At 64.6% G+C, this 11730-nt stretch carries 7 protein-coding genes; 2 read left to right on the top strand and 5 right to left on the bottom strand.

All coding sequences use genetic code 11. The features are described from left to right. The first annotated feature begins 68 nt into the window (after positions 1 to 68). Positions 69 to 1421: a M24 family metallopeptidase gene (locus SPMU_RS03460; RefSeq protein ID WP_088331962.1), complete on the top strand. Its 1353-nt coding sequence runs from the start codon at positions 69 to 71 to the stop codon at positions 1419 to 1421. A 257-nt stretch (positions 1422 to 1678) separates the two neighbouring features. Here the strand turns inward: SPMU_RS03460 and SPMU_RS03455 are convergent, their stop codons facing one another. The 5 genes from SPMU_RS03455 to SPMU_RS03435 form a co-directional block, all read right to left on the bottom strand. Continuing rightward, a complete protein-coding gene (locus SPMU_RS03455) occupies positions 1679 to 3031 on the bottom strand; it encodes a M24 family metallopeptidase (RefSeq protein ID WP_245832710.1) in 1353 nt (450 codons plus the stop codon). A gap of 15 nt (positions 3032 to 3046) precedes the next feature. Continuing rightward, on the bottom strand, positions 3047 to 4300 hold the full coding sequence (locus tag SPMU_RS03450; protein ID WP_245832708.1) for a M24 family metallopeptidase: 1254 nt from the start codon (positions 4298 to 4300) through the stop codon (positions 3047 to 3049). Then, complete coding sequence (locus SPMU_RS03445) at positions 4297 to 5709, bottom strand: M20/M25/M40 family metallo-hydrolase (RefSeq protein WP_088331960.1); 1413 nt, start codon at positions 5707 to 5709, stop codon at positions 4297 to 4299. Before SPMU_RS03445 ends, SPMU_RS03450 begins: the two co-directional genes overlap by 4 nt. A gap of 72 nt (positions 5710 to 5781) precedes the next feature. Continuing rightward, positions 5782 to 8832, bottom strand: a complete 3051-nt coding sequence (locus SPMU_RS03440; protein WP_088331958.1) for a TonB-dependent receptor domain-containing protein — start codon at positions 8830 to 8832, stop codon at positions 5782 to 5784. Positions 8833 to 8912: 80 nt separating this feature from the next. Further along, a complete protein-coding gene (locus SPMU_RS03435; protein ID WP_088331956.1) occupies positions 8913 to 10640 on the bottom strand; it encodes an alpha/beta hydrolase in 1728 nt (575 codons plus the stop codon). 247 nt (positions 10641 to 10887) lie between these two features. Between SPMU_RS03435 and SPMU_RS03430 the strand changes: the two genes are divergently transcribed. Next, positions 10888 to 11715, top strand: coding sequence for an IclR family transcriptional regulator domain-containing protein (locus tag SPMU_RS03430; protein WP_088331954.1), 828 nt, complete (start codon positions 10888 to 10890; stop codon positions 11713 to 11715). Positions 11716 to 11730 lie beyond the last annotated feature (15 nt).

The following is an 11730-nucleotide window of genomic DNA, read 5'->3' as shown; positions in this document are numbered from 1 at the left end:
TTGCAGCAGGCCCACAATGTTACATTAGCGCACGTAAGTTCGTAGTGTGAACAAACGGGGGGAATGGAATGTCGGGTTTGTTTCTGGCCATGGCACTGGCCGCATCGTCACCTGCGACGGCAATGCCCGCCGCACGCTCGGCGGAGCTGCAGATGCCCGCCATCCTCCCGCTCGAACGCCGCGCCGAAACAAAGGACCGCTGGTTGAAGCTTCGGTTCGAACAGGTTCTGCCCACGCTGATGCGCCGCGACAAGGTGCAGATGTGGGTGCTCGTCGCTGGCGAGTATAACGAAGATCCGGTGATGGCGACAATGCTGCCGGGCACTTGGCTTCACGCCCGCCGTCGCACGATCCTCGTCTTCTTCGATCCGGGCGAAGGCAAGCCGATCGAGAAGCTCGCCCTCGCGCGCTATCCCGTTGGCGATTTCCAGCCCGCGTGGAACCCGGACGAGCAGCCCGATCAATGGGCCGAGCTCGCCAAGATCATCGCGCAGCGCAACCCTTCGACCATCGCGCTCAACCGCTCGGAAGGTTTCCCACTCGCCGACGGCCTCAGCTCCACGCACTATGAGGCGATCGTCCGCGCGCTCGGCCCGGACATGTCGAAGCGCCTGGTCTCGCACGAACGCCTCGCGCTCGGCTGGCTGGAAACGCGCATTCCGGAGGAGATGGCAAGCTACCCGATCGTCTCACGCATCTCGCATTCGATCATCGAGGAAGGCTTTTCCGAGCGCGTCATCACCCCCGGCGTCACCACCTCCGACGATGTCGTCTGGTGGTTCCGCAACCGCATCAACTCGCTCGGGCTCGACACCTGGTTCCAGCCAAGCGTCGCGATCCAGCGCGCCGATGGCGGCAAGTTCAGCGTGCAGGAAATGGGCCACCGCGGCGACACGATCATCATGCCCGGCGACATGCTGCACGTCGATTTCGGCATCACTTACCTGGGCCTCAACACCGACATCCAGCGCCTCGCCTACGTGCTGAAGCCGGGCGAGACGCAGGCGCCCAAGGGCCTGCGCGACGGGCTCGCCGCGATGAACCGCGTCCGCGCGGCCACCATCACGGCGCTGAAGCCCGGCCGCACCGGCAACGAAGTGCTCGCGGCCGCCCGCCGCCAGGTCGAGGCCGAAAAGATCGACGGCACGATCTATTCGCACCCGATCGGATATCACGGCCACGGCGCGGGCACCTGGATTGGCGCCTGGGAAAGCCAAAAGCCCGCGCCCGGCCGCGGCGACTATCGCATCGATCCCAACACCGCCTGGTCGATCGAGCTGAACGCGCAAGCCAACGTGCCCGAATGGGGCGGCCAGAAGGTCCGCTTCATGCACGAGGAAGACGGCTTCCTCTCCCCCGACGGCACTTTCCGTTTCCTCGACGGCGGCCAGGAGGAATTCATCCTGCTTCCCCGTCCGTAGCAACGACCGTCACGAAAACTGCGTCACCCCGGCCCTGTGCCGGGGTCCAGGCTTCCGCGCACTCCACAGGGGTGAGATGAGCGGCACCCTGGATGCCGGGACAAGCCCGGCATGACGGGGGGGGGGCGTTGCTCCGCTCTTGCCTCCTCCTCACGATTGATCCAACGCACGCGCAAACCTGCCCGTAAAAAGAAGGGCCTCACCCGTTACCGGATGAGGCCCAGTTTTGGGCACGGGATGAAACGGTCAGCGGCGCCTCAGCGCGCTCCGATCAGGTGAAACTTGGTCTGGCGCCCGTCGATGTAGCGAACGGTCTTGCCGTCGAAGAAGGCGTCTTCCTCGCTCTTGAAATCGACCATCTGGCCGCCCCATTCGGGCACCGCCTTGGTCGCCATCAGCTCGATCGACCAGGCGATGTTCGGGCGCAGCTTGTATTCGCCGGTCGGCACGAACTTCTGTTCTTCCGACAGGCCGATCGAGCTGCCCGCGCCATGGCCGTGATAGCCGATCGGGTGCGAATAGATCGTCGGCTTCAGCCCCGCTGCAATCGCCTTGGCACGCGCGCGGTTCAGCACTTCATTGCCGGTGGCGCCGACGCGGAACTCGCTCGTCACCGCGTCCTGCACCCGGTTGTTCTCGCGAAGCCCCGCCTTCAGCCCGGCTGGCGCATCGGTCTCGCCGTCGCGCAGCACATAAGCGACATGCTGCGTGTCGGTCATCAGGTTCAGATAAGCGATGCCGAAGTCGACGCGCAGCATGTCGCCCTTCTGGATCACGCTGGCCTTTTCGCGCAGCACGCCCGGCACACCCTTGCGCGTTACCTCCACCGAGGGATGAAACCATGAGCCGAGGCCAAGGTCCGCGACCCGCTGGCGATACCACCAGACGAGATCCTCGTTGGTCGTCACCCCCGGCTTCACCACCGCGGACGAGAAGCCTTCGCCGATGATCGCATGCGCCACGCGCACGATCTCGGGATAGACCTTCATCTCTTCCGGCGTGCGCGTCTCCAGCCAGCCGATGGCGAGCGGATAGCCCGAGACGATGCGGCCCTGCTGCTCCGGCGTCAGCGCCTTCATCAGATCGGCGTACTGGCTATGCGTCAGGCCATCGCCGAACGCCGTCAGCGACGAGATGTTGAGCGCGATCTTCTTCGGGTTCCGCTCCGCGATCAGCTCACGCACGCGCGCGAACTGGTCGGGCTGCTTCTCCATGTCCCATACGGGCTGGTAGAGATTGCCCATGCCGTGCTTGCTGACGACCAGCCGCTCGATCGGCTTGCCCGCGCCCGGATCGAAATAGATCAGAATCGTCCGCCGGCGCGCGCGCAGGTTCGTCGCGTTCAGCATCGTCGAGACGACCGGGTCTTCCAGATATTCGCGCGCGATCAGCACCCACATGTCGATGCCGTTCTCGCGCATCAGCTGCGGCAGCACGGTCTCGAACCGGCGCTCCAGCCACGCGTCGCGAAGCTGCGCCTGATCGCGCAGGCTCATGATCTTCGGCATGGCCGGCGACATGGACTGCTCTTCCTGCGCCAATGCGGCCGGCGCGAGCGCCACCATGGCGAACGCCGCAGCGCCCCCCAACAGGCTCTTCAATCGTGGCACGTGCGCCCTCCCTTGTTATCCGAACGGCTTGTCGAGCGACGAGGGCGGCTGCGTGAAGAAGCGCGGCCCCTGCTCGGTCATATAAAAGCAATCCTCGATGCGGATGCCGAACTTGCCCGGTAGGTAGAGGCCCGGCTCGTTCGAGAAGCACATGCCTGGCGCCAGCTTCGTCGTTTCGCCATGCACCAGGTTCACCGGCTCGTGCACATCGAGACCGATGCCGTGCCCGGTGCGATGCGACAGCCCCGGCAGCGCATAGCGCGGGCCGTAGCCGAGCTTTTCGTAATAGCTGCGCACCGCATCATCGACGCTGCCCGCGGCCGCGCCGACCTTCGCCGCCTCCATCACCACGTTCATGCCCTGGCGCATATGGCCGAACACGCGGCGCTGCTCCGCGGTCGGCTCGCCGAAGACGAACGTGCGCGAGATGTCGGAAACATATCCGTGCATCGTGCAGGTGCAGTCCATCAGCACCACGGTGCCCTCGGCCACCTTCAGCCGCTCCTTGGAGCCGTGCGGCAGCGCGCTACCCGGCCCGACCTGCGCGCTGCTCGACGCGCGCTGGCCGCCGAATCGCGTCAACTCGGCTTCCATGATCGCGTTGATATCGTTGCCGTTCATCCCCGCCTGCACCTGGCGGTGCGTGGCGCGATAGGCGGCGATCATGATGTCGTTCGCGCGTTGCATCAGCGCGATCTCGGTCGGGCTCTTGATCATGCGCAGCGCATTCACCGCGCTGGCCCCGGAGATGGTCTTCAGCTCCGGCAGCAGCCGGCGAACGCCATCGACGATAAAGAAGCGCGTCGTCTCCTCGACCGCCAGCGTCCCGGCGTCGAGCTTCTTCTCCTTCAGCCATCCGGCGATTAGCGCAAACGGGCTTTCGTCCTCCTGCCAAACGCGCACCTCGCCCGGCACGTCGAGCATCTCGCGGATCGACGGCTCTTCAAAGAACGGCGTGACGATCAGCACCGGGCCCTCGGCGGGGATCACCGCCGCCGTGGTCCGCTCGCTACGCCACCAATCGACGCCGGTGAAATAAACGAGGCTCGATCCCGCCTCGACCAGCAGCGCCGACAGGTTGCTACGGCGAAGCTCCGCCTGCATCCGCGCCAGCCGCGCCTCGCGCTCGGCGCGGGAAATCGGCGCGACCGGCGGAAGCGAAGGCGTCGCCGCACCCTGCCCCGCGAACACTGCCGCGGGCAGCGCAGCGAGCGCACCTCCCGCTGCCGCCCCGCGCAGGAGCTCCCGGCGTGCCAGGGCGCCGATCACTTGCGGCTTCCCAGATCGCGCAGCAGGAAGTCCCAATAATCCAGCTGCTTCAGGTACGCCGCGATCGGCACGCGCTCATCGGTGCCGTGCGCGCGGCTGTCGTCCGCGCCCAGCGCCAGCGCGCCCGCGCCATAGGTCGGGATGCCGGCGCTGCGGAATTCGCGCCCGTCGGTGCCGCCCGACGACATGCTCGGCTTCAGCTCCACCCCCGGGTAAGTCGCATCCATCGCTTTTTGCAGCCGTGCAAACAATGCCGGGTTCACCGGCGACACAGGGCTCGCAACGCCTTCGCCGACCAGCGAGACGGTCAGCTTGTCATTGCCCAGCGTCTTGGCGATCGTCGCCCGCACCGCCTCGACGGTGGTGCCCGGGAAGATGCGGCAATTCACCGTCGCGGTCGCATTCTGCGGCAGCGCGTTGGGCGCATTGCCGGCTTGCAGCATCGTCGCGACGCAGGTCGTCCACAGGATGTTCGCCTGATGCGGATATTTCTCCGCCACGGCGCGCGCCGCCGCATCGTTCGGGTTCGCCATCAGTGTCGTCAGCGCGGTGCCGAGCTCGCCGCCCTTCTCCTTCGCCATGTCGGCCACCATGATGCGCGTGATCTCGTTGAACTCGACCGGAAAGCGCAGCGCCTCCAGCTTGGTCAGCCCTCGCGCCAGGTCGTAGATCGCATTGTCCGCCATCGGCGCGGAGCTGTGCCCGCCCGGGTTCTTCGCGGCGATCGCGAAATTGGCGTAGGTTTTCTCCGCCGCCTGGATGTTGAAGCGATACTTGCCGTCGGCCCCGATCTGCCCCGATCCGGCATCGGAATTCAGCGCGAATTCGGCGCGCGAAACCAGCGGATGCTTGGTCAGCGCCCGCGTCGTCATCATGCCGCTTTCCTCGTCACCCGAAAAAGCGAGCAACAGGTCGCGCTCGGGCACGAAGCCCGCGCGCTTCAGGCGGATGAAGCTAGCAACCAGCGCGGTGACGCCGGCCTTGTTGTCGGTCGATCCGCGGCCGTAGATGTAACCGTCCTTCTCGGTCGGCACATACGGATCGGTCGACCAGTTTTCCTTCAGCGCGTCGACCACGTCCATGTGGCCCAGGAACGCGATCGGCTTCGCCTTTGCGTTGCGCCCGGCATAGCGCACGACGAGCCCCGCGGTCTTCTCGCCCTCGATCTCGACCGGCACGGTCATGATCTCGTCGGCGGTGAAGCCGGCCTCGCGCAGCCGCTTGGAATAGTTGTCGATCAGCGTCGGCACTTGCCCGCGGCCCTTGGCCGTCGGCGTTGCGATGGCTTCTTCCAGCATCTGCCGCGCCATGGCGCGATCGGCATCGGTGACGGGCGCAGCGGCTGCCCCGAGCGCCGCGGTGGAAAGAACAGCCGCCAGCGCGGCCCCGGCATACCAACGCACCTTCATCACCTTATCCCCACCCAAAATTGATAACCGGAGGCGTACCAGCGCACGCCCCCGGTTCAAGCGTCACGATCCTTAGAAACCGACCGAGGCGCTCAGGAAGAAATAACGGCCCGCCGCATCATAGAATTGCGGATAGGTGTTGCCGTTGCCGCCATCTTCGATCGCTGCGGTGGTGGTGAGCGGCGGATCCTTGTCGAACAGGTTGTTGACGCCCGCGCGGAAGGTCAGGTCCTTGCGCACCGTGAACGCCGCCGCGAGATCGAAGTAATTGCGCGCGCCCAATTCCCGGTTCACTTGCGAGAAGCTGCCGGTCAGCGCCGCCTGGCTGCTCGTCTGCGCGATCTGCACCGACGAGACGTAGCGCCACGTGCCCGTCAGGCTGAACCGGTCCGCAGGCGACCAGGTGGTCATGAACTTGTGGCGCCATTTCGGACGCGGCCGACCGCACAGGCCCGCATACAGCCCCTTGCACTCGTAAACGTCGGCCTGCGGCGAATTGGGCAGCGGCACCGTCTTGTAGGAGTCGAGATACGTGCCCACCAGGTTGAAGTTCAGCCGGCCTGCGTTGATGCCCAGATCGTCCAGGTTCATGCGGTAATCGACCACCACGTCGACGCCCTTGGTCTGCAGCGAGCCCGTGTTGACGTTGAAGCGGCGGAAGAAGCCGTTCTCGCCCTGCCAGAGCGATCCGCTCTCCGGGCTGCGCTGGATCAGGCTGCAGAAATACGGGTCGCCGCTCGCCAGGCAGTTGGCGATCGACAGGTTCGGATTGACGCTGCCGACCAGGTTCTCGACCTTGATGTCGAAGTAATCGACCGAGATGGTGAGGCCCGGCACGAAGCGCGGCTCGAACACGGCGCCGAGCGACAGCGTCTTGGCGGTTTCCGGATCCAAATCCGGGTTGCCACCGATCAGCGAGTTGAACTGGCCGGCGGGGTTGTCGACGATGTTGCCATATTGCCCCGCGGTCACGCCGGTGCGCGCGCACTGGGCAAAGGTCGCGATCGGGTTCGCGCCCGAGCACGGATCGTACGAGCCATTGGCGTTCTCGGTCAGCTCGACTTCGAACAACTGCTGGCTGGAGAACAGCTCGATGACGTTGGGCGCACGAACCGCGCGCTGGTACGAACCGCGGAAGCGGAAGTCGCGCACCGGGGACCAGTTCAGGCCCAGCTTGTACGTGTCGGTCTTGAAGCCGCTGTCATAATCCGAATAGCGATACGCGCCTTCGAACGACAGGCTCTGGAAGAACGGCTTGTCCTCGACGATCGGGACGATCAGCTCGCCGAACAATTCCTTCACCGCAACCGAGCCGCTGATCGGCAGTTCGGGGCTGGCCGCGGCCTGGTAGATTTCGTCCGGCTGATAATCGACCGCGTTCTTGCGATATTCGTAACCGAAGGCGACCGCGACGCCGGTATTGGCGAACGGCGAGGTGAAGCCCCATTCACCAAGGTTGCCGTCGACCGCCGCGACGATGTTGACGAGGTTGGTGTCGCCGGTGATCGACTTCACTTCCGCGACATAATCCACCGAATCCTGGCTGGCCGCGCCGCTGAAGTAATTCAGCGGCGAGCAGCGCGGATCGTTGTTGTTGGGATTGGCGTCGGCATTGATCGCGCAGACGATCTGCCCGGCCGAATTGCGCACCGCGTTGAAGGCGTTGGCGGTACGCTGGCGGTTCGCATCTCCCGCGAAGCGGCTGCGATAGTTCACCTTCGAATACAGGCCATAGACGTCATATTTGAACGGCCCGCCGATATCGCCGCGCGCGCCCACCACGATGCGGTAGCTCTGGTGCTGGATGTCGTCCTGGCGGTTGCCGCCCTCGACGTTGCGGCGCGCGACCAGCACGCCGGTCGCGACCGACTGCGGGCCGGCATAATTGCCCGCCGCGTCATAGATGCTGCCGGTCGACAGCCCGCGGCTGGTGCACAGATAGCTCGCCTGCTGTGCGCTGAGGAACGGATTGTCACAGTTGATGCCGCTGATGCTGCCGGCACCCACGGTGATGCCGGCGCTGTTGGTGCCCGGCGCGATCTGCGCGACCGAGCGGTCTTCCATGAAGCCGACTTCGAAATACGGGGTGAAGTTCTCGTTCACCTCGTAATGCGCATTGGCGCCGAGCGTGTAGCGCTCGTCGGGCCGCTGATAATAATTGTACGGCGCAAAATTGTAAGTCAGCGAGCCCGGCACGAACTGCCCGTCGCGCGTCGCGCGGAACGATGTCGGCAGGCCGGGGATGCGCCCGGCATTGGTGAAATTGGCGGGATCGTTGGTCGCCGAGCCACTGCACGAGAACTGGCTGCCGCCCTGCCCGGTCGCGCCCAGTGCGCAGGCGCTATAGTCATAATCCTTTTGCAGGATCGCATTGACCTTGCGGTACGTGGCATAGCCCGTGACGTTGCCGCGACCCTCGTCGATGTTGCCGCCGAACACCGCGGAGACTTCGGTGGTGAAGCCGTTCCACACATTCTTGTCGGGCTTGAGGTAAGCGCCCGGCACCGCGGCATTGTTGCGATCGAGCAGGTCGCGCAGCTCGTCGCGATCGTTGGTGTGCTGGAAGCCGCCGATGCTGCCGGTGAAGCGAACGCCGCTGAAATTCTCCATCAGCTTGAAGTTCACGACGCCCGCGATCGCGTCGGAGCCATACACCGCCGATGCGCCGCCGGTCAGCACTTCCACCGACTGGATCAGCGGGGTCGGCACCTGGTTAAGATCCGACGGGATGTTCTTGGGCGAGCCATAAGGCAGGCGGCGGCCGTTGATCAGCACCAGGGTACGCGACGGGCTGAGGCCGCGAAGGTCGACCTGCGCCGTGCCGGTCGCCTCGTTCGAATTGGCCGCGCCCTGCGCCGCGAACACCTGCGGCAGCTGGTTGACGAGATCTTCGGTGCGCACCGTGCCGCGAATGGCGAACTCTTCCGCCGCTACGGTGGTGACGGGGCTGACGCTCTCAAGGTTGGGCGAACGGATGCGCGAACCGGTGATGACGATATCGGCGTCGCCGCTTGCCGCCGTGGCATCCGCGGGGCTTTCCTGCGCCATCGCCGGCATCGCCGCGCCGCCCAGCATGACCGCCGAGCAGAGCAGAAAACGACGTAAGTGTGACCTGTTAGTCATGATGAAAACTCCCTGATTTTCGTCGTGGATGTCGCACGTCGCCGGCTTCCCCTGCCGGCGCGGCGAGCATGTTTTCGTGCTTATTTGTATCGCCAGCTGGTGAGATCGGCGCCCTTGGGTGCCGCCGCCTCGATCCGCTTCAGGATCTTGGGCACGTACATCCAATTGTACCGCAGCCGCCCGACCGAGTTGGGCTGGGTCTTGTCACCGTTCCAGCAATGCTCGTCACGGTCCCCATAAAGGATCTCGCCCCCATAAGCCGGCTGCGCCTTCTTCAGGAAGTCCTCCATCAGATAGACGGCATTGTTCAGGTAGAAGTTGTCCATGTCGCCGACATAGATGTGGATCTTGCCCTGCAGCTTGGGCGCCAGCTTCTGCCAGTCACGCTCCAGGATGTGGCGCATGTCGTAATTGTCGCGCCAGTACGCCGCGACGCTGGAATCGATCTCGCCGGTCGCCTTGTTCCAGATCCGCTTGGGATAACCGTCCTCGCCCATCGGCGAATACACCGCTTCCCACACGTCCCACTGGCCGCCCGAACGAGTCTTGTCGCCCAGCACCAGCTCCAGCCGGTTCTCGTCCTCGATCGTGTGCGACAGATGGCCGAGGTAATCGCGCTTGCCCGGCTTCGCGACCTTCCCGAACGGGCCGGTCCAGAAGTATGCGTTCTTGTCCTTGTAGATATCCGTGACCATCGTCTGGCGGAAATCGATCGGGTCCGGGCACGCCGCGAAGGCGCCGTTATATTCGTCGGGATAGAAGACCTGCGCCGCCAGCGCTTCCCAGCCGCCGGTCGACCCGCCGTAGAGGAACCGCGCCCAGCCCTGGCCCAGCCCGCGGAATTTCTTCTCCAGCGCGGGGATGAAGTCATAGGTGATGGCATCGCCATACGGCCCGATGTTGGCCGAATTCACCGCATAACTGTCGTCGTAATACGGGTTGGAATGATCGATCTCGACGATCAGCATCCGCGGGAAGTCGGGCGAGACCCACTTCTGGTAGAAGTCATACGCTTCCTGCTGCTCGGTCCGGGCATAGCAGGTCTCGTTGATAAAGCGCTTGTTCGGCTCGCACTTGATGTTCGCATCGGGCGGCGTGGTGCGGAAACCGCCGAAATCCTCGGGGAAGTGCCCGTGGAAGATCGCCAGCGGATACTTCGCCTCGGGATGCTTGTCGAAATCCTTCGGGACCAGCACGTGGCCGCGCATATAGACGTCGCGGCCCCAGAATTTGGACAGCCGCTCGGACTTGAACTTGAAGTGCCGGACGAATTCGGTGTCCTTCGGCTCCTCGACCGGGCCGATCACCTCGGTCAGCGCGATCTTGATCTCGCCGGGGCGCTTCGGATCGAAGTTCACCTTCATCGGCTTGCTGATGATGTTGCCTGGCTCCTTGCGCCAGTTCTGCCCCGCGCCGCGCGCGGCGGGCAGCTTCACCACCTTGCCATTGCCCAGCTTGAACGTGTCGTACTTATGCAGGACGGCCTGCACGGTGTACGTACCCGCCGGCACGTCGGAAAGGCTGCGGCCGGGATAGCCCAGCACGTCCTTGCCGATCACCTTGGCCTGACCGTTGCGGAAGCCCTCGACCTCGATGCCGAACACCTGCGCCGCGTCATGGCTGGCATCCACCTGGAAGCGCGGCTCGCTCTTGTCGTCCGCCGCCAGCACCAGCAGCACGCGCCCTTCATAGGGCGCTTCCTTCGCACCCGGCGCCGTCAGTTCGACCCGAAAATCCTCTGCACGCAGCGCATGCGTCCCCAGCGTCAGCGCCGCAACAGCAGCGCCGACCGCGAATGTCTTTCGCATGTCGTATCCCCTTGTGTCGGCTCGCTCCCCGCTCCGCCGCAACGTGAATTTGCCTGCATGTGAGTTCTTGTCAACGCATTTTTGATCGCATAGCGAACGGGTGTTGCGATAGCGCACAAAGTTTGTTGCGGAGGAAAGCTGTGCTTGCGCGTTGGCAGCCTTGGTTTAGCCAACAAAGGCCAAGGCTTGTTTCCGTTACCGCCCCGGCGCGTTAGCCATATGATCCATAACCGGAGGATGTACCCCCATGTCAGCTAGTGCGATCGACCAGAGTGCAGATGAAGACGCCGGTCTGATCGCAGGCGAAACTGACGACGGTGATCGCGATTACGTCGCCTCCTTGGCGCGCGGGCTGGAGGTGATCTGCGCCTTCACGCGCGACACACCCGCAATGACGCTCAGCGACGTGGCGAAAGTCACCGGCATGTCGCGCGCCACCACCCGGCGCCTGCTCCTGACGCTCGTGCGCGAAGGCTATGCCGAAAAGCGCGACCGCCACTTCTCGCTGCGCCCCAAGGTGCTGCAGCTCGGCTATTCCGCGCTATCTTCCGTGGGCATCCTCGACATCGTTCAGCCGGTGATGAACGCCTTGTCGCAAAAGACGCAGGAGTCGATCTACACTGCGGTCCTGACCGGCGACGAAGTAACCTACCTGGCGCGCTCCACCCCCGATCGGGTGATCTCGGTCAGCATCAACATCGGCAACCGGCTGCCGGCCTATGCCGTCTCCACCGGTCGCGTGTTGCTCGCGGGCGAGAGCGACGAAACGCTGGAGCGCTACTTCAGCCGCCTCAAACTGGAAAAGCACACGTCCAACACGGTGCGCTCGGTGGCGCAGCTTCGCGCCATCATCGCCGAAACGCGCGAGCTGGGTTATTCACTGGTCGATGAGGAGCTTGAGGAGGGCGTCCGCTCCTTGTCCGTGCCGATCTACGACGCGGGCGGCCAGGTCATCGCCGCCCTGAACGCCTGCTGCCCGTCCATGCGCTTTCCGGTTCAAGACATGCGCGAACAGCTCGTGCCCGAGCTTCGCGCCGCGGCCAAAAGCATCAACGAACGCTTTCAGCAGCAATAGGCCGGCGCCGCGCAA

The sequence above is a fragment of the Sphingomonas mucosissima genome (assembly GCF_002197665.1).
Classification (GTDB): domain Bacteria; phylum Pseudomonadota; class Alphaproteobacteria; order Sphingomonadales; family Sphingomonadaceae; genus Sphingomonas; species Sphingomonas mucosissima.
Note: the sequence above shows the minus strand (reverse complement) of the source record. Positions and strands in the feature narration are given on the sequence as shown.

Bases quoted from the DNA above. Each gene is read 5' to 3' on its own strand.
- SPMU_RS03460 (WP_088331962.1), top strand. From the start codon at position 69: ATGTCGGGTTTGTTTCTGGCCATGGCACTGGCCGCATCGTCACCTGCG.
- SPMU_RS03445 (WP_088331960.1), bottom strand. From the start codon at position 5,709: ATGAAGGTGCGTTGGTATGCCGGGGCCGCGCTGGCGGCTGTTCTTTCC.
- SPMU_RS03440 (WP_088331958.1), bottom strand. From the start codon at position 8,832: ATGACTAACAGGTCACACTTACGTCGTTTTCTGCTCTGCTCGGCGGTC.
- SPMU_RS03435 (WP_088331956.1), bottom strand. From the start codon at position 10,640: ATGCGAAAGACATTCGCGGTCGGCGCTGCTGTTGCGGCGCTGACGCTG.
- SPMU_RS03430 (WP_088331954.1), top strand. From the start codon at position 10,888: ATGTCAGCTAGTGCGATCGACCAGAGTGCAGATGAAGACGCCGGTCTG.